Here is a 19,382-nt window from a genome sequence, read left to right as displayed (position 1 = left end):
CGCCTTGTCGACAAGAGGTTGTTGAACAATGCCGCGCACCGACCTGCTCCGGCCCCTGCCCGAACTGCTCCGGTCCAACGCAGGCCGGTCCGGCTCCCGGACCGCCTACGCCGACGCCCGGCGCAGCGTGACCCACGCCGAACTGGACGTGCGGACCGCACGGCTCGCCGGCCACCTCGCCGACCTCGGCGTCTGGCCGTCGGACCGGGTCGTGGTCCTGCTCGACGGCGTGTCGGCCGTGGAGGCCGTCCTGGCGGTGGTGCGGGCGGGCGGCATCGCCGTGCCGCTGGACCCGGCGCTGGCCGACGCCGAGCTGGCCCGCCTGGTCGAGGACGCCGGCGCGGACACGGTGATCACCGACGCGGCCGGCGCCGCGCGGGTGTCGCCGCTGAACCTGGTGGTGGACGGTGACTTCCCGGGCGCGCACTCGTTCGAGGGCCTGGTGGCGACCGAGCCGTCCGCGCCGGCCCGCGACGACCTCACCCTGGACGACCTGGCGTTCCTGACCTACACGGCGGGGGCGACCGGGCCGCGCAAGGGCGTGCTGTCCACGCAGCGCAACGCGTTGTGGCCGGCGGCGACGGCGTACGCGGTGCAGCTGGGGCTGACGCCGGACGACCGGCTGTTCTGGCCGTTGCCGGTGCACGCCGGGTTCTCGTTCCTGGTGGCGGCGACGGCCATGGGCGCGTCGGTGCGGCTGGCGTCCGGTCTGGGGCCGGAGGAGCTGCGGCGCGCGTTGGCCGACGACCGCAGCACCGTGGTCGCCGGCACGCCGCTCAGCCACGCCGCCCTGCTGGACACCCCGCGCCCCGGCGCGGTGGGCGTGCGGCTGGGGCTCGTGGTCGGCGCGGTGGAGGCGGCGGCGCGCGACGTGTTCGAGGAGGCGTTCTCCGCGCCCCTGCTGACCGTCTACGCGACCACCGAGACGTCCGGGCCGATCGCGGTGAGCTGGCCCGACGGCGACCCGCGCCGGAGGTGCCTGCCGCTGCCCGGGTTGAGCGTGCGGGTCGTGGACCCGGTGACCGGCGCGGACCTGGGTCCGGGCCAGGAGGGCGAGGTCTGGGTCTCCGGGCCGAACGTGATGTCGGGCGGCTACCACAACCTGGCCGCCGAGACGGCCGACGCGCTGCGCGGCGGCTGGTGGCGCACCGGCGACCTGGCGCGGCGCGACGAGTCCGGCTACCTGGCGGTGACCGGGCGGCTGGCGGACGTGGTGACCGTGGGCGACCTCCGGGTCCGGCTGGACAAGATCGACGCCGTGCTGCGCGCGGTGCCCGGTGTGGTGGACGCGGCTGCCGCCGAGGGTCCCGTGGCCTACATCGTCGGGTCCACTGTGGACAGCGCGGCGGTGGTGGACGCCTGCCGCGCGGCCGGCGTGGCGCTGCCCGCCGAGGTCCACCGGGTGGCCGCGATCCCGCGCACCACCGCCGGCACGCCGATCCGCCACCTGCTCGCCGGCCTGCCCGCCCGCCTGCTGGGCGTGGCGACCGCCGAGTACGGCACCCTGCACACGGCCGACGGCCCGGTGCGCGCGGTGCCCGGCACGGCGCTGACCGGCGCCGTCGCGTTCGTCGGGCACGACGACGCGCTCGCCCGCCACCTCGCCGAAGCCCACGACGTCCGCGAGTTCCGCCACGTCGCACCGGGCGCCGAACCGGGCGATGCCGATGTCGTGGTCGCCGTGGACACCGATCCCGCGCCGCTGGCCGACCACCCCGGCCGGCTCGTCGTGCTGTCGGGTGAGCACTCCCCCGCGGCCGACGACCTGGTCCTGCGCCGGCGCGAACGTGGTCTGCCCGGTCTGTCCCTGGCCTGGTCCGCGCCCGGTCACACCCCGTTGCCCGTCGAACGCCGGGCCGCCGCGCTGGACGCGGCGCTGGCCGCCGACGAGCCGTGCGTGGTCGCGGCCCGGGTCGAGGACACCGCCGCCGACACCTGCGCCGTCCGCGCCGACCTCACCGCGCGCCTGCTCGCGACGCCCGAGGCCGAGCGCGCGGACGTGCTGCTCGACCTGGTGCGCGCGGAGACCGCGGAGGTGCTGGGCGACCAGGCCCCGCCGGCGCTGGACGCCGAGACCCCGTTCCGCCGCCTGGGGTTCGACTCGCTGACCGCCGTGCAGCTGCGCGGGCGGCTGAGCGCCGTGACCGGCCTCGACCTGCCCGCGACCCTCGTCTTCGACTACCCGACCCCGGACACCGTCGTCGACCACCTGCTCCGCGAGCTGGGCGCGGCCCCCGAGGACGCGCCGGCCGAGCCGGTCGCGGTCGCCGCGCGCGACGACGAGCCGATCGCCGTCGTCGGCATGGGCTGCCGCTTCCCCGGCGGCGTCGCCTCCCCCGACGACCTGTGGCGGCTGGTCGCCGACGGCGTGGACGCGATCAGCGACTTCCCCACCAACCGCGGCTGGGACCTCACCGCGTTGTTCGCCGGCGACGGTCCGGGCACGTCGGCGGCCGGCGCGGGCGGGTTCCTGCACGACGCGGCCGAGTTCGACGCGGAGTTCTTCGGCATCAGCCCGCGCGAGGCGCTCGCGATGGACCCCCAGCAGCGCGTGCTGATGGAGACCGCGTGGGAGGCGCTGGAGCGGGCGGGCATCGACCCGGGGTCGTTGCGCGGCAGCGACACCGCCGTGTTCGCGGGCGTGCCGGTGCAGGACTACGGGCGCGGCGGGCACAGCGAGGACGACGGCGTCGACGGGTTCCTGATCACCGGCATCGCGAGCAGCGTCGCGTCCGGCCGCATCGCCTACGCGCTGGGCCTGGAGGGTCCGGCGATGACCGTGGACACGGCGTGCTCGTCGTCGCTGGTCGCGCTGCACCTGGCGGTGCGGGCGCTGCGGTCCGGCGAGTGCGGGATGGCGCTGGCCGGCGGCGTGACCGTGATGTCCGGGCCCGAGACGTTCACCGAGTTCTCCCGGCAGGGCGGCCTGTCCGCCGACGGCCGGTGCAAGGCGTTCTCCGAGGACGCCGACGGCACCGGCTGGTCCGAGGGCGCGGGCATGCTCGTGCTGGAACGGCTGTCCGACGCGCGCCGCAACGGCCACCCGGTCGTGGCCGTGCTGCGCGGGTCGGCCGTGAACCAGGACGGCGCGTCCAACGGCCTGACCGCGCCCAACGGGCCGTCGCAGCAACGGGTCATCCGCCAGGCGCTGGCCGACGCGGGCCTGCGACCGTCCGAGGTGGACGCGCTGGAGGCGCACGGCACCGGCACGACGCTGGGCGACCCGATCGAGGCGCAGGCGGTCCTGGCCACCTACGGCCGCGACCGCGAGACCCCGCTGTGGCTGGGGTCGCTGAAGTCCAACATCGGCCACACCCAGGCGGCGGCCGGTGTCGGCGGCGTGATCAAGATGGTGATGGCGCTGCGCCACGGCGTCCTGCCCCGGACCCTGCACGTCGCCGAGCCCACGCGGAAGGTGGACTGGTCGGCGGGCGCGGTGGAGCTGCTGACCGACGCCGTGCGGTGGCCGACGACCGACCGGCCGCGCCGGGCCGCCGTGTCGTCGTTCGGCATGAGCGGCACCAACGCCCACGTGATCCTCGAAGAACCCCCGGCCACCGCCGAACTGCCGGCCGCAGCCGACCCGGCCGCACCGGCCGCAACCGCGCTGCCGGCCGCAGCCTCGCCGGCGGTGGTGCCGTGGGTTCTTTCGGCGCGCAGCGAGGCGGCCGTCCGCGACCAGGCCCGCCGGCTCATCGACCACGTCGAAGCCCGCCCCGACCTGGACATCGCCGACGTCGGCCGCTCCCTCGCCACCACCCGCGTCGCCTTCGACCACCGCACCGCCGTCGTGGGCGCGAACCGGGACGAACTCGTCGCCGCCCTCATCGCGGTCGCGTCCGGCAGCGAGCCGTCGACCGCCGTGAACCCCGGCAAGACCGCCTTCCTGTTCACCGGGCAGGGCTCGCAGCGCCTGGGCATGGGGGCCGAGCTGTCCGCCTTCCCGGTGTTCGCCGAGGCGTTCGCCGAAGCCTGCGCCGCCCTCGACCCGCACCTTCCGAAGCCGCTCGCCGAGGTCCTCAACACCGAGGAACTGCACGACACCGGCTACACCCAGCCCGCCCTGTTCGCCTTCGAGACCGCCCTCCACCGCCTGGTCACCTCGTGGGGTGTGCGCCCGGACCACCTCATCGGCCACTCCATCGGTGAACTGGCCGCCGCGCACGCCGCCGGCGTGTTCACCCTCGAAGACGCCGCGAAGCTGGTCGCCGCGCGCGGCCGGCTCATGCAGGCGTTGCCGCGGGGCGGCGCGATGGTCGCCGTCCAGGCCACCGAGGACCAGGTCGCGCCCTTCCTGTCCGACCGGGTCGCCGTCGCCGCCGTCAACACCCGCGCCTCCCTGGTCCTGTCCGGCGAGGAAGAGGCCGTCCTCCAAGCGGCCGACGAGCTGGCGGCACAGGGCCACAAGACCAAGCGGCTCACGGTGTCGCACGCCTTCCACTCGCCGTTGATGGAACCGATGCTCGACGAGCTGCGGACGGTCGCCGAGGGCATCACCCACCACGAGCCGAAGATCCCGCTGGTCTCGACCGTCACCGGCCGGCCCTACACCCCGACCGCCGACTACTGGCCGCGCCAGGTCCGCGAGGCCGTCCGGTTCGCCGACGCCGTGGCCGCGGTGACCGGTGTGACCACCTACGTCGAGATCGGGCCGGACGCGGTGCTGTCGGCGCTGGTGCCGGACACCGCGATCCCGCTCACCCGGGCCAAGCGCGACGAGCGGCGCACGGCGGCGGAGGCGTTCGGCCGGCTGTTCGCCGCCGGGTCCGCTGTGGACGGTTCGGTGTTCTTCCCGCGCGCGCGGACCGTCGAGCTGCCCACCTACGCCTTCCAGCGCCGCTCCTACTGGCTGCGCCCGGCGGGCGGCGGGGACGTCGGCGCGGCCGGCCTCACCTCCGCCGCGCACCCGCTGCTCGGCGCGGTCCTCGGCGTGACCGACACCGACCGGCTGGTGCTCACCGGCCGCCTGTCGCCGCAGGCCCAGCCGTGGCTGGCGGACCACGCCGTGGCGGACTCCGTGCTGCTGCCGGGCACCGCGTTCCTCGAACTGGCCGCCCAGGCCGCGCGGCACACCGGGTGCGCGGTGGTCGAGGAGATGACCCTCCAGGCCCCGCTGGTCCTCGCGCGGCGCCCGGTCAACCTCCAGGTGTGGATCGGCCGGCCCGACGAGCACGGCCGGCGCGAGTTCGGCGTGTACTCCCAGCCCGCCGACCACGCCCCGGGCGAGGAGTGGACCTCGCACGCCTCCGGTGTGCTGACCCCCGACGAGACCCCGGTCCCGGCCCCGGTCGGGCAGTGGCCGCCGGCCGGCGCGGAACCCGTCGAGGTGGACGACTTCTACGGCTGGCTGCTGGCGCGCGGCTTCGGCTACGGCCCGGCGTTCCAGGGCGTGCAGGAGGTGTGGCGGCGCGGCGGCGAGCTGTTCGCGCGGGTCGCGCTGCGGCCGGAGGAGGAGGTCGGCGCGGTGCGCTTCGGCGTCCACCCGGCCCTGCTCGACGCGGCCCTGCACCCGATGGTCCTCGACCTCGACGGCGGCCCCGGCCAGGCCTGGCTGCCGTTCTCGTGGCGCGGGGTGCGGCTGCACCGGGCCGGCACGTCGGCCCTGCGCGTCCACCTCACCCCGGCGGGCGAGCACGCGTTCCGCGTGGCCGCCTACGACGACGAGGGCGGCCCGGTGCTGTCGGCGAACGCGGTCGCCGTGCGGCCGGTGGCGACGGCCGTGTCCGGGCCGGCGCCCGCGCTCTACCGGACCGAGTGGGTGCCGGTCGCGACCTCCGCCGCCGACACCGACGTCGAGGTGTTCCGCGTCCGGCCCGGCGACACCGCCGAGGCCGTGCGCGCCTCCCTGGCCGCCACGCTGGCCAAGCTCCAGGCCACCGACGGCCGGCTCGCCGTCGTCACCACCGGCGACCTGGCCGGGCAGGCCACCGCGGGCCTGGTCCGGTCGGCGCAGACCGAGCAACCGGACCGGTTCGTGCTCATCGAGACCGACGGCGCCGAGCAGTCCGACCGGGCGCTGGCCGCCGCGATCGGCACCGGGGAGCCGCAACTGGCCGTCCGCGCGGGCGCGGTGTCCGTGCCCCGACTGGCCGCGTACGAGCCCGCCGCCTCCGACGCCCGCCTGTTCGACCCGACCGGCGCGGTGCTGGTCACCGGCGGCACCGGCGGGTTGGGCGCCGAACTGGCCCGCCACCTGGTGTCCGCGCACGGCGCCCGCCACCTGGTCCTGACCTCCCGCCGGGGCCCGGACGCGCCCGGCGCGCTCGACCTGGCCGACGAACTGCGCGCCGCCGGCGCGGTCGTGGACGTCGTGGCCTGCGACGCCGCCGACCGGGACGCCCTGGCCGCCCTGCTGGCCACCCTGCCGACCCTGGTGGGCGTGGTCCACGCGGCGGGCGTGCTGGACGACGGCGTGCTGGCGGCCCTCACCCCGCAACGCCTGGACACCGTCCTGCGCCCCAAGGTGGACGCGGCCCTCAACCTGCACGAGCTGGCCGGGGACGTCGAGCTGTTCGTCCTGTTCTCGTCCGTCGCGGGCATCGTCGGCACGGCCGGCCAGGCGAACTACGCGGCGGCCAACGCCTTCCTCGACGGCCTCGCCGCCCACCGCCACGCGCACGGTCAAGCGGCCACCGCGCTGTCCTGGGGCCTGTGGGACCGGGACGGCGCGATGTCCCACAGCCTCGGCGAGGCCGACCTGGCGCGGCTGGCCCGCGGCGGCCTCCTCGCGCACAGCGTCGCCGACGGCCTGGCCCTGTTCGACGCCGCGTGCCGGTCCGGGCAGCCGCACCTGGTGCCCGTCACGATCGACGTGGCCGCCGTGCGCGCCGCCACCCACCCCGCGCCACCGCTGCACGGCCTCGCCCGCGTCCCCCGCCGCCGCCGGGCCGCCGCCGGGCCGACCGGGTCGGCGCTGGCCCGCGAGCTGGCCGGCCGGGCCGAGGACGAGCAGCGCCGCATCCTGCTGGACCTGGTGCGCGCGCAGGTCGCGACCGTCCTCGCGCACCCCGACCCGACCTCGATCAGCGGCTCGAACGCGTTCAAGCAGCTCGGGTTCGACTCCCTGATGGCCGTCGAGCTGCGCAACCGGCTCAACAGCGCCACCGGCCTGCGCCTGCCCGCCACGCTCACGTTCGACCACCCCACCCCGGAGGCCATCGCCGAGCACCTGCTGGGCGAGTTCGGCGAACGGGTCGAGGCGAAGCCAGGCCCGGTGGCGGCGCGGGCCGTGGACGAGCCGATCGCGATCGTCGGCATGGCCTGCCGCTACCCCGGCGGCGTCGAGTCGCCCGACGACCTGTGGCGGATGCTCGCCACCGGCCGCGACGGCATCACCGGGTTCCCCACCGACCGCGGCTGGCGGCTGGACACCCTGTTCGACCCCGACCCGGACACCCCCGGCACCAGCTACGTCAGCGAGGGCGGGTTCCTGCTCGACTCGGCCCGGTTCGACGCGGACTTCTTCGGCATCAGCCCGCGCGAGGCGCTGGCGATGGACCCGCAGCAACGCGTGTTCCTGGAGACCTGCTGGGAGGCCCTGGAGAACGCGGGCCTGCGGCCGGACGGCCTGCGCGGCTCGGCGACCGGCGTGTTCACCGGCCTGATGACGCACGACTACGCGGCGCGCTCCAGCGCGGTGCCCGAGGGCGTCGAGGGCTTCTGGGGCACCGGCACGGCGGGCAGCGTCGCCTCCGGCCGCGTCGCCTACACGCTGGGCCTGGAAGGACCGGCGGTCACCGTGGACACGGCGTGCTCGTCGTCGCTGGTCGCGCTGCACCTGGCCGCGCAGGCGCTGCGGTCCGGCGAGTGCTCGCTGGCGCTGGCGGGCGGCGTGACCGTGATGGCCACGCCCGGCCTGTACGTGGAGTTCTCCAAGCAACGCGGGCTCGCGCCGGACGGCCGCTGCAAGGCGTTCTCGTCCACCGCGAACGGCACGGCGTGGGCCGAGGGCGTCGGCGTGCTGGTCGTGGAACGGCTGTCCGACGCCCGGCGCAACGGCCACCCCGTGCTGGCCGTGCTGCGCGGTTCGGCGGTCAACCAGGACGGCGCGTCCAACGGCCTCACCGCGCCCAACGGGCCGTCGCAGCAACGGGTCATCCGGCAGGCGCTGGCCAACGCGGGCCTTCAACCGTCCGATGTGGACGCCGTCGAGGCGCACGGCACCGGCACGGTGCTCGGTGACCCGATCGAGGCGCAGGCCATCCTGGCCACCTACGGGCAGGACCGGGCCGTGCCGCTCAAGCTCGGCTCGCTGAAGTCCAACATCGGCCACACCCAGGCCGCGGCGGGCGTCGGCGGCGTGATCAAGATGGTGCTCGCCATGCGGCACAACGTGCTGCCGAAGACGCTGCACGTCGAGGAGCCGTCGCCGAAGGTGGACTGGGCGGCCGGATCTGTGGAACTGCTGACGGAGGCCGCCGAGTGGCCGGTCAACGGGCACCCGCGGCGGGCCGGCGTGTCGTCGTTCGGCGTGTCCGGGACCAACGCGCACGTGATCATCGAGGAGCCGCCGACGGCCCCGACCACGGGCGGCGAGACACCACCGGTCGTGCCGTGGGTGCTGTCCGGGCGGACCGAGCCCGCGTTGCGCGACCAGGCCCGCCGCCTGCTCGACCACGTGACCGCGCACGACGCCCTGCCGCTCGCCGACGTCGGCCACGCGCTGGCCACGGCCCGGGTCGCGTTCGACCACCGCGCCGTCGTCCAGGGGACCTCACGGGAGGACCTGCTGCGCGGGCTCGCCGCCGTGGCCTCCGGTGACGACGCTCCCGGTGCCGTCGTGGACGCGGTGCGCGGCGGTGGCCTGGCGTTCCTGTTCACGGGTCAGGGCTCGCAGCGCCTGGGCATGGGCCGCGACCTGCACGCCTTCCCCGTCTTCGCGTCCGCCTTCGCCGAGGCCTGCGCGGCACTCGACCCCCACCTGCCCAAACCACTGACCGACGTGCTCGACACCGACGAACTGCACGACACCGGCTACACCCAACCCGCCCTGTTCGCCTTCGAAACCGCCCTCCACCGCCTCTACACCTCCTGGGGCGTCAAACCCGACCTCCTCGCCGGTCACTCCATCGGCGAATTCGCCGCGGCCTATGCGGCCGGTGTGTTCACCCTGCACGACGCCGCCCGTCTGGTCGCCGCCCGCGGCCGACTGATGCAAGCCCTGCCCACCGGCGGCGCGATGCTCGCCGTCCAAGCCACCGAAGACCAGGTCACCGGACTGCTGTCCGACCAGGTCGCCATCGGCGCGATCAACGGCCCCAACTCCCTGGTCCTGTCCGGAGCGCAAGAAGCCGTCCTCGCAGCCGCCGAAACCCTGACAGCACAGGGACACAAGACCAAACGGCTCACCGTCTCGCACGCCTTCCACTCCCCACTCATGGAACCGATGCTGGATGAGCTGAAGGCCGTCGCCGACAGCATCACCCACCACACCCCCACCACCCCGCTCATCTCGACCGTCACCGGCCAGCCCTTCACACCCACACCCGACTACTGGGTACGCCAAGCACGCGAAGCGGTCCGGTTCGCCGAAGCCGTGGAAACGCTGCGGGACAACGGAGTGCGCACATTCCTGGAGGTCGGTCCTGACGCGGCGCTCACCGCGATGGTGGACTCCGACGAAGTCGTGGCGGCCACGCGGCGGGACCGGGACGACGTCGCCGCGGTCGTCGGCGCGCTGGGCCGGCTGCACGCGCGGGGCGTGCCGGTAGCCTGGCCGGCCTTCTTCGCCGGCGCGGGCCGCGTGGACCTGCCCACCTACGCCTTCCAGCACCAGCGGTACTGGCTGGTCGCCGAGGAGGCGACGGGCAGCCCGAGCGGGTTGGGCCTGGGCGCGGCGGACCACCCGCTGCTCGGCGCGGTCCTCGGGCTGGCCGACTCGGAGCGCGCGGTGCTCACCGGGCGGATCTCGGCGCGCGACCAGTCCTGGCTGGGTGACCACGCCGTGCTCGGCTCGGTCCTGCTGCCCGGGGCCGCGCTGGTGGAGCTGGCGCGGCGCGCGGCCGAGCACGTGGACCTCGACGTCGTGGAGGAGCTGACCCTGCACGCCCCGCTCGTGCTGCCCGCCGACGGCGCCGTGCAGGTGCAGGTGGAGGTGGGCGACCGCGACGACGCGGGTGCCCGGCCGGTGCGCGTGCACTCCCGCCGCGAGGGCGACGACGAGTGGACCCACCACGCGAGCGGTCTGCTCGGCGCGGGTGACGCGGCGGTGGACACGGCGTGGGCCGCCCAGTGGCCGCCCGCCGGCGCCGCGGTCGCCGTGGACGAGCTGTACGAGCGGATCGCCGACCTCGGGGTCGACTACGGGCCGGCGTTCCGCGGCCTGACGGCGGTGTGGCGCGCCGGCGAGGAGCTGTTCGCCGAGGTCGCGTTGCCGGAGGGGGTGCCGACCGGGTTCGGCCTGCACCCCGTGCTGCTGGACTCCGCCCTGCACGCGCTGTTCCTCGACGCCGAGGGCGTGCGGCTGCCGTTCAGCTGGCACGGTGTGCGGGTGGTCGGCGGGGACGCGTCCGCGTTGCGGGTGCGGATCACGCCCGGCCCGTCCGACACGTACGCGCTGTCGCTCGCCGACGGGTCCGGCGCGCCGGTGGCGGTGGTCGGGTCGCTGGTGGCCCGCCCGGTCGATCGCCTGTCCACTGTGGACTCGCTGTACCGGGTCGACTGGGTTCCCGTCGCCACGCCGGTGGGTCCGGTGGACACCCCGGAGGTGGTCGAGGTCGGCAGCGGCGTGGACGCCGGGGCCGTGCGGTCGGCCGTGCACCACGCCCTGGCGGCGGTGCGGGAGTCGCTGACCGCCGACCGCTCGCCGCTGGTGTTCGTCACCCGCGGCGCGACCGACGGGAGCAACCCGGCCGGGGCGGCGGTGTGGGGGCTGGTGCGGTCCGCGCAGACCGAGCACCCCGACCGGTTCGTGCTGGTGGACACCGAGGACGAGGCCCACGTCGGCGCGGCGGTGGCGACCGGGGAGCCGCAGGTGGCGGTGCGCGGCGGCGCGTTGTTCGTGCCGCGGCTGGGCAAGGTCCGGACCGCTTCGGACGAGCGCCTGTTCGACCCCGAAGGCGCCGTGCTGATCACCGGCGGCACGGGTGCGCTGGCCGCCGACCTGGCCCGCCACCTGGTCTCCGGACACGGTGCCCGGCACCTGGTGCTGACGTCCCGCCGAGGTCCGGACGCGCCCGGTGCGGTGGAGTTGGCCGAGGAGCTGCGTGCGTCCGGGGCCGTGGTGGAGGTCGTGGCGTGCGACGCCGCGGACCGGGCGGCGCTCGCCGCGTTGCTGGACACCCTGCCGGACCTGGCGGGCGTGGTCCACGCGGCCGGCGTCCTGGACGACGGCACGATCGAGTCGTTGACCCCCGAACGGGTGGACGCGGTGCTGCGGGCCAAGGTGGACGCGGCGCTGAACCTGGACGAGCTGGTCGGGGACGTGGACCTGTTCGCGCTGTTCTCCTCGGCCACGGGCGTGCTGGGCACGGCCGGTCAGGCGAACTACGCGGCGGCCAACGCGTTCCTGGACGCTCTCGCCGCGCGGCGGCGAGCGGCGGGCCGGCGGGCGGTGTCGCTGGCCTGGGGCCTGTGGCGGCAGGACGGCGCGATGGCCGGGCACCTGACCGAGGCCGACCTGGCCCGTATCGGCCGGGGCGGCGTGCTGGCCCATTCGGTGACCGAGGGGTTGGCGCTGTTCGACGCGGCCGTGCGGGCCGACGAGGCGTGCCTGGTGCCGATCAAGCTGGACCCGGCGGCCCTGCGCGCCGCCGCCGTCGTCGCGCCGCCGCTGCGCGGGTTCACCCGGACCCGCAAGACCGGCGCCGCGCCGACCGTCGCCCTGCGCGACCGCCTGGCCGGCCTGGCCGAGCCCGAGCAGCGCGAGGTGTTGCTGGACGTCGTGCGCGCCAACGTGGCGACGGTGCTGGCCCACGCCTCGGTGGACACCATCCCGCCGGACACGGCGTTCAAGCAGCTGGGCTTCGACTCGCTGACCGCGGTCGAGCTGCGCAACCGGCTGAACACCGTGACCGGCCTGCGCCTGCCCGCGACCCTGACCTTCGACCACCCGTCGCCGGTGGCGCTGGTCGAGCACCTGCTCCAGGAGCTGGGCGGCAGCCAGGCGGCCCTGCGGATGCGCGCCCTGGTCGACGGCATCGCCAAGCTGGAGGCGACGCTGGAACTGGTCGAGGCGGAGAACGCGGACACCGACGTCGCCGCCGCGCTGCAACGGCTGGTGACGAAGTGGCGGGACAAGTCCGCCGCCCAGCCGGAGGAAGCCGACCTCGACGCGGCGACCGCCGACGACATCTTCGACATCCTCGACAACGAACTCGACATCGCCTGAGACCGCACGACGACGAGAGGCCCGACCGGATGGTCCGGTCGGGCCTCTCGTCCGTGCGGGGGCTCAGCGGTGGTTGAGCAGGACCGGCAGGGCGGCCACGTCGTTGGCGATGAAGGAGTGCAGCGGGGCGATGTCCTCCGGGGCCACCGCCAGCGCCAGGTCGGGGAAGCTCGCGAACAGGGCCGGCACGGCCACGTTCGCCTCCAGGCGGGCCAGCCGCGCGCCGGGGCAGAAGTGCGGGCCCAGGCCGAAGGCCAGGTGGTCCTTGTCGGCGCGGTCCACGTCGAAGGTCTGCGGGTCCGCGTGGACGCCCGGGTCGCGGCCGTGGGCCAGGTAGTTGATCAGGATCGCGTCGCCCGCCCGGATCACCACGCCCTCGCCCAGGTCGATGTCCTCCTTGGCCCAGCGCATCGGCAGGGAGCCGACCGGGCAGTGCACCCGCAGCGACTCCTCGACGGCGTCCGGCCAGCGGCTCGGGTCGTCCAGGACGATCCGGAGCTGCGCGGGGTTGGCCAGCAGCTCCCGGACGGTGTGGTCGATGAGGGAGACCGTGGTCTGGCTGCCGCCGCCGATCAGCAGCAGGAGCATGTCCACCAACTCCTGCTCGGCCAGCGGCTCCTCGCCCACGACCCGGGCGGCGAGCAGGAAGCTGGTCAGGTCGTCGGCCGGTTCGCGGCGCTTGAGGTCGATGAGCTGCCGCATGGCCACGTTCATGTCGGTGAAGACCGCGGCCGACTCCTCCTCCGGCACGTCGTCGGTGTTGAGGACGACGCGGAGGATGCGCAGGACCTCGGGGCGCAGGTCGTCGGGCACGCCGAACAGGTCGCAGATCATGCGGGTGGGCAGTTGCTGCGAGTACGCGGTGTGCAGGTCCACCGGCTGGTCGGCCGGGTGCTCGGCCAGCTCGTCGAGCAGCCGCTTGGCGATGGCCTCCAGGTGGGGGCGCATGGCGTCGATGCGCTTGGGGGTCAGGGCCGGCGCGACGAGCTGGCGCAGGCGCTGGTGCTCGCGGCCCTCGGCGGTGGACATGCTCTCCACGTCCACCCACGGCGACAGCCACTGGACCACGCCCGGCGAGTAGCTCGGCACGTTCTTCTTGACGTTCCGGGAGACTCCGGGGTGCGTCAACAGCGTGCGGACCACGTCGCCGCGGGAGACCGACCAGGCCGACATGCCTTCCGGCAGCTCGACGGCCACGGCCGGTCCGGCCGCCCGGAACTCGTCCATCTGGGCGTACAGGCACTTGCCACCCCGGCTGTCGATCTTCGCGGTGGTGGCAGCGCTGAAGTCGATCATCGTGCGCCTCCCGAAATGATGACTGGATGTCCACGAAGTTACCGCTGGGCAGAAATCGCGAGGTAATTGCGCGCTTGAGCATCGATTGGGCGAACGTGCAGGTCATTGCCGTGCACGGAGGCCGTGTCCTAGGGTTTTCAGTACAGGTTGGCAGTATTTTCGTGGCGGTGATCCCGTCCTGCTCGTCGTATTCCACGCATTCACGTGAGGAAGCTGGGAACAATGGAGAGCATCAGCCGGGTCGGCGTGGTCGGGTGCGGGGTCATGGGCGCCGGGGTCGCCGAGCTGTGCGCCCGCGCCGGGCTGGACGTGGTGGTCGCGGTGTCGCGGCCGGCCTCGGTGGACAGGGGGCGGGCGCGGTTGGCCGGGTCGCTGGACCGCCTGGTGGGCAAGGGGAAGCTCAGCGGGCCGGAGCGGGACGCGGCGCTGGCGCGGATCTCGTTCACCGCGGACCTGGGCGACCTCGCCGACCGCCAACTGGTCGTCGAGGCGGTGTCGGAGCAGGAGTCGGTGAAGCTGGACGTCTTCGCCACCCTGGACAAGGTGGTCGAGGACGAGCACGCCATCCTCGGGTCCAACACGTCGTCGTTCCCGATCGTGCAGCTGGGCGGGGTGACGAGCCGGCCGGAGAGCGTGGTCGGCCTCCACTTCTTCAACCCGGCCACGGTGCTGCCGCTGGTGGAGGTCGTCGGGTCGGTGCTGACCGACGCGTCCACAGTGGACCGCGCCGAGGCGTTCGTGGTGGACGTGCTGGGCAAGCAGGTCGTGCGCACCAAGGACCGCGCGGGGTTCGTGGTCAACGCCCTGCTGATCCCCTACCTGCTGTCCGCGGTGCGGATGCTGGAGTCCGGGATGGCGCCGATCGCCGACATCGACAAGGCGATGACGCTGGGCTGCGCGCACCCGATGGGTCCGCTGAGCCTGATCGACCTCATCGGGCTGGACATCGTGGCGGCGATCAGCGAGTCGCTGTACCGGGAGTACCGCGAGCCGCACTACTCGCCGCCGCCGCTGCTGGCGCGCATGGTGTCGGGCGGCCTGCTCGGCAAGAAGACCGGTCGAGGGTTCTACGAGTACCCGCGATGACGTCGTACGAGGAGCTGCTGGCGCGGTTGACGGCCGGGGGCGCGCGGTACCGCCTGATCCACCACGCCCCGGAGGGCGTGACGTCACCGGCGAGCCGGTTGCGCGGGCACCCGTTGTCCCAGGCGGCGAAGTGCATCGTGGCGCGGGTCAAGCACGGCAAGAAGGTGAACCGGTTCGTGCTGGCCGTGGTGCCCGGCGACCGCCTGGTGTCGTTGGAGGCGCTGCGCGAGCTGTGGGGCGGCACGTACGTGTCGTTCGCGACGCGGGAGACGGCGGAGGAGCTGTCCGGGTGCGTCAGCGGCACCATCACCCCGTTCACGTTCCGGGACGACCTGGAGCTGGTGGTCGACCGGACCCTGTTGGAGGAGCCGGAGATGTTCTTCAACGCGGCGCGGCTGGACGTGTCGGTCGCCCTGGACACCGCGGACTACGCCCGCCTGGCCCGTCCCCGGGTCGAGGACATCGCGGGCGCGCCGTTGGCGGAGGCCGGCTGATGCTCGCCTCCCGGTTGGCCCGCGTGCTGGACGAGGCCAAGTACCTGTCGCTGGCCACGGTGTCCGCGGCGGGCGAGCCCTGGTCGGCGGTGCTGCAGTACGCCGTCCTGCGCGATCCGCTGCGCCTGCTGTTCGGGTCGGCGACCGGGTCGCGGCACAGCCGGCACGTCGCGGCGCGGCCGGCGGTGAGCGGTTCCCTGTTCGTCACCGGCAGCGCGCTGACCGAGGTGGACGGGGCGCAGTTCAGCGGCACGTGCCGCGAGCTGACCGAGGACGAGGTGCGCGAGCACCACGCCGCGTTCTACGACGCCCTGCTGCCGGACGAGGCGTCCCGGCGGGAGTACACCCTGCCGGTCGACGCCCTGCTGGCCCCCGCCGAGCACCGGATCTACCAGGTGGCGGTCGAGCGGATCTGGCTCATCGACACGACGACGTGGATCGAGGACCGCATCGACCGCCGCGTGGAAGTGCCGTTGCCCTAGTCCTCGCGGGCCTTGCGCCGCTGCTGTTCGGCCCGCTCCCGGCAGCGGCGCAGGAACTCCTCGTCCGCGGCGGGGTCGGTGGCGGCGAAGCGCCCGGGCCGGTCGTACTCGGGGTACGCGGGCGTGTTCCGCTCGAACGCGCGCGGCCGGGCGTGCGCCCGCGCCGGCCGGCCCGCGACCAGCCACGCGATCGACCCGACCAGCGGGAAGAACAGGACGACCAACAGCCACGTCACCTTGGGCAGGTGCCGGATGTCGCCCTCGTCCGAGGTGATCACGTCGACCAGGCAGAACAGCCACAGGCCGAACGTGAGCAGTCCGAAGAGACCACCGAAGTACAGCACTTCCCGCCAACCCCCCAAGGTCTTCGAGCGCCAAGCAGGGTAGCGCACCCGCCCGGCGGGCCGGACGTCGTCCAGCCCGCCGGGCGGCGTCGAGCTACAGCTCCGCGAGGCGCGGCACGAGGGGCGCGGCCACCTCTTCGATCCACGCCGCCGGCGCGTCGCCCGGCGGGACCAGGATGACCGTGTCGATGCCCAGTTCGGCGTAGTCGGCGATGTCCCGCAGGAACTCGTCGATGGTGTCCACCGTGGGCGCCGCGCGGTAGGTCAGGGTCTTGTCGATGGACGACAGGTCGCGGCCGAACTTGTCGCAGTGGCCGCGCAGCACGTCCAGCTTGTGCCGGACCTGGTCCTTGTCGCCGGCGAACAGGTTGCAGGCGTCGGCGTACTGGGCGACCATCCGCAGCGTCTTCTTCTCGCCACCGCCGCCGATCATGATCGGGGGCCGGCGGATCGGCTGCGGCGAGCACAGGGTCTCGGCGAGCTGGTAGTGCTTGCCCTCGAACCCGCCGTTGTCGTCCGGGTCCCACATCTGCAGGCAGATCCGGATCGCCTCCTCCAGCCGCTCGAACCGCTCCGACAGCGGCGGGAACGGCACGCCCAGGCCGAGGTGCTCGCGCTCGTACCAGGCCGCGCCGATGCCCAGCTCGACCCGGCCGCCGGACAGCACGTCCACAGTGGACACGGTCTTGGCCAGCAGCCCCGGGTGGCGGTAGGTGACGCCGGTGACCAGCAGGCCGAGCTGCACGGCGGAGGTGTGGGCGGCGAGGAAGCCGAGGGTCGCGTAGCCCTCCAGCATCGGGTCCGTGGCGGGCTTGAACCCGTCCATCTGGAAGAAGTGGTCCATCACGGAGAGGCGGGCGACACCCGCGGCCTCGACCGCTCGGCCGACCTTCGCCAACTCGGGCGCGATGCCGGCCGCGCCGTCGGGGACGGTGAATTCGATGACGTGGATTCCCAAGCGCACCCCGCCAGCCTAGGAACTGGAGTGCACTCCAGCACAAGGGCCAATCCGAAGTTCACACGGCCGATGCCCCGCGGCGGGGCCCTCACCAGGCGTCGGAGAGGAAAGTGCGCCCTTCGTCCGGATCGGTGTCGTCCGCCCGCCGCGCCGCCCGGGGCCGCGAAGACCGACCGGCGGAGGTCGGCGGCCCGCCGGCATGGGGCTGCTCGGCGGCGTGGGGCTGGTCGGCGGGCGGTCGCTCGCCGGTGTGGGGCTGGTCGGCGGGCGGTCGCTCGCCGGCGTGGGGCTGGTCGGCGGGCGGTGTCTCGGCCGGGTCGGTGGGCAGGGTGTTCAGGGCGGCGATGCGGTCCGCCGTGGCGTTCGCCGCCTCCGCCTCCAGCCGGGCCCGGTCGGCGGGCGGCAGCCGGTGCCACCGCTCGACCAGGTCGCGCACCGGCTGCAACGCCCGGTCGCTCAACGCCGACGTGAACAGCAGGTCACGGCTCGACGCCCGCCCCGCCACCACCTCGCGCGCGAACTCCGCCACCTCCCCCGACCCGGCGGCCAGGGCCGTCGTCCGCAGCTCCTGCGCCCGCCGACCGGCCGGCGTGCTCCACGGGTTCTCCACGGCTAGACCTCCTTGCGGTCGTAGGGCGTGCACGGCCACTGCTTGGCCACGACCTCGCCGTTGGCGACGAGCACCTGCAACCCCGACACCGCGACGTGCGCCGCCGCCCGGAGCGCGTCGATGGCGCTGGAGATCTTCGACACCGCGAACAGCACCGACACGACGCCGTGCAGCGGGTTCTGCCCGCGCAGGACGCTGATCGCCCCGCCGATGAACGCCCCGGCGTTGCGGGTGAGCAGGTCCACCAGGGCGTCGAGCAGGGTGTCCACCAGGATCGTCAGGGCCGCGACGGCGTGGTAGGCCGCGCTCGCGAACTTCTTGATCCGGCCGCTGACCCCGGTCATGAACTCGACGTGCCCGCGGCAGGCGGCGGCGTACTCGGCGAGCCAGCTCTCGGCCGCGTTCGCGGCGTTGCCGTCCCACTTGTCCTGCACCAGGTAGCGCCCGCGGTCGACGTTCTCCACCACGATCGTGCACGCGTAGGCCGTGTCCTCGAACGCCTGTCCCTGCCGGTAGAGGTTGCTCCAGTCGCCGCCGACCAGCCGGGTCAGCTCCTCGAAGACGTCCCGGCCGGTCAGGGCGCGCATGAGGTCGCGGACGTGCTGCGCGACCGAGCACCGGGCCAGCAGCTCGTCCACGCCCTTCTCGAAGTCGACGTTCCAGCCCTCGGCGACGGCCTTCTCGTCGGGGTGCGGCGGCACGCCCGGGTAGGGCCGGGCGGGGTTCGCCGGGTCGGCGGCCGGGTCGCGACCGCCGTCGAAGCCCGCGTCCGGGGTGACGACGTCGGCGGCGGCGAGGCGGGTGGGCGTCGGGCCGGGGTGGACCGCGTCCAGGTCACGCGCCTTGGCCAGGTCCGTCCGGACGTAGTGGGCGGCCAGCGCGGTGATCTCCGCGCCGGACGTCCGGGCCAGGTGGGCGGCGTGCCGGGTGTTGGCCTCGCCGACCCGCTGGACCTCGTTCAACGGCTCGTTGAGCAGGCCCAGCAGCCCTTCCTGGTAGCCGTCGGGCCGCCGGTGTTCGAGTTCCTGGACGAACCGCCCGACCGCCTCGCCGTTGCGCGTGACGAGCCGTCCCAGACCCGCCACCGACGGCGGGTCCACGAAGAATCCGGCCATGTCCGCGCTCCCCTCCCCGCCCCGCACCGGGCGGCGCGGGGTCTCACTCGGCTATGACGGACCAGAACGCCGCTTCGTAGGCGTCGACCATGCGGGCCGCCCGCAGCAGCTCCACCGGGTCGTCACCGGCCGCCAGCCCCTTGGCCACCACCTCCGCGGCCTGGTCCAGCACCTCCCGCGGCGTCTCGGCGAAGAACCGGAAGTGCGCCACGGCCTCGTCGGAGAAGCCCTGGGCCCGCAACGCGTCCGCGAGCCGCGCGTAGGTGCCGCCGGACGCCTCGACGTTGACCAGCAGCGCCAACGGCACCGCCCCGCGCGGCCCGAACACGGCCGTCCGCGCGAGGAACGCCGGGTAGGCCTGGGCGAGCGGCCGGGGCTCGTGCGCCCGCAGGTCGTCCTCGCCCGCGCCGACCGCCGCGCCGAAGTCGAGCAGCAGCGCCAGCGCCTCGTCCTCCGCGCCGGCCATGGCCAGGAACAGCGGCTCCGGGAACCGGGCCGCCAGCAGGGCGAAGCTCTGCCGGTCGCTCGCCACCAGGTGGTACAGCTCCCCGGCCAGCCCGCGCAGCCGCGCGGTCTCCACCGGGCCGCCCTCCACCAGTTCCAGGAACCGGTTCGGCGCCTTGACCAGCGACCGCCGGCCCCGCGCCACCAAGTCCGCGACGTCCACCC

The 19,382-nt window shown here is 74.7% G+C and carries 10 protein-coding genes; 4 read left to right on the top strand and 6 right to left on the bottom strand.

Annotated features, from left to right (window positions below; all coding sequences use genetic code 11):
- Positions 1–28 precede the first annotated feature (28 nt).
- A complete protein-coding gene (locus AB0A74_RS23840; RefSeq protein WP_358252624.1) occupies positions 29–12,328 on the top strand; it encodes an SDR family NAD(P)-dependent oxidoreductase in 12,300 nt (4,099 codons plus the stop codon).
- A gap of 63 nt (positions 12,329–12,391) precedes the next feature.
- On the opposite strand, the gene AB0A74_RS23835 is transcribed toward AB0A74_RS23840, so the two are convergent.
- Complete coding sequence (locus AB0A74_RS23835; RefSeq protein ID WP_358252622.1) at positions 12,392–13,624, bottom strand: cytochrome P450; 1,233 nt, start codon at positions 13,622–13,624, stop codon at positions 12,392–12,394.
- A 222-nt stretch (positions 13,625–13,846) separates the two neighbouring features.
- Here AB0A74_RS23835 and AB0A74_RS23830 point away from each other — a divergent pair, with 222 nt between their 5' ends.
- From AB0A74_RS23830 to AB0A74_RS23820, 3 genes are read left to right on the top strand one after another with little or no spacing between them, the layout of a single operon-like run.
- The gene (locus AB0A74_RS23830) at positions 13,847–14,710 is read left to right on the top strand and encodes a 3-hydroxybutyryl-CoA dehydrogenase (protein WP_358252620.1); all 864 of its coding nucleotides are present in this window, start codon (positions 13,847–13,849) and stop codon (positions 14,708–14,710) included.
- On the top strand, positions 14,707–15,204 hold the full coding sequence (locus AB0A74_RS23825; RefSeq protein ID WP_358252618.1) for a YbaK/EbsC family protein: 498 nt from the start codon (positions 14,707–14,709) through the stop codon (positions 15,202–15,204). Before AB0A74_RS23830 ends, AB0A74_RS23825 begins: the two co-directional genes overlap by 4 nt.
- Positions 15,204–15,686: a pyridoxamine 5'-phosphate oxidase family protein gene (locus tag AB0A74_RS23820; RefSeq protein WP_358252616.1), complete on the top strand. Its 483-nt coding sequence runs from the start codon at positions 15,204–15,206 to the stop codon at positions 15,684–15,686. The genes AB0A74_RS23825 and AB0A74_RS23820 overlap by 1 nt, the downstream gene beginning before the upstream one ends.
- Here AB0A74_RS23820 and AB0A74_RS23815 read toward each other — a convergent pair.
- The 5 genes from AB0A74_RS23815 to AB0A74_RS23795 all read right to left on the bottom strand — a co-directional run bounded on the left by AB0A74_RS23815 (position 15,683) and on the right by AB0A74_RS23795 (position 19,380).
- Positions 15,683–16,030, bottom strand: a complete 348-nt coding sequence (locus AB0A74_RS23815) for a PLD nuclease N-terminal domain-containing protein (RefSeq protein WP_358252614.1) — start codon at positions 16,028–16,030, stop codon at positions 15,683–15,685. The genes AB0A74_RS23820 and AB0A74_RS23815 overlap by 4 nt on opposite strands.
- 94 nt (positions 16,031–16,124) lie before the next feature.
- Positions 16,125–16,994, bottom strand: coding sequence for an LLM class F420-dependent oxidoreductase (locus AB0A74_RS23810; protein ID WP_358252612.1), 870 nt, complete (start codon positions 16,992–16,994; stop codon positions 16,125–16,127).
- 82 nt (positions 16,995–17,076) lie between these two features.
- Complete coding sequence (locus AB0A74_RS23805; protein ID WP_358252610.1) at positions 17,077–17,598, bottom strand: hypothetical protein; 522 nt, start codon at positions 17,596–17,598, stop codon at positions 17,077–17,079.
- A 2-nt stretch (positions 17,599–17,600) separates the two neighbouring features.
- The gene (locus tag AB0A74_RS23800; protein WP_358252608.1) at positions 17,601–18,713 is read right to left on the bottom strand and encodes a hypothetical protein; all 1,113 of its coding nucleotides are present in this window, start codon (positions 18,711–18,713) and stop codon (positions 17,601–17,603) included.
- A 43-nt stretch (positions 18,714–18,756) separates the two neighbouring features.
- Positions 18,757–19,380, bottom strand: a complete 624-nt coding sequence (locus tag AB0A74_RS23795) for a hypothetical protein (protein WP_358252606.1) — start codon at positions 19,378–19,380, stop codon at positions 18,757–18,759.
- Between the last annotated feature and the right edge of the window lie 2 nt (positions 19,381–19,382).

Source organism: Saccharothrix sp. NPDC042600, assembly GCF_040647305.1.
Lineage (GTDB): Bacteria > Actinomycetota > Actinomycetes > Mycobacteriales > Pseudonocardiaceae > Actinosynnema > Actinosynnema mutabilis.
This window is presented reverse-complemented; position numbering and strand designations above follow the sequence as displayed.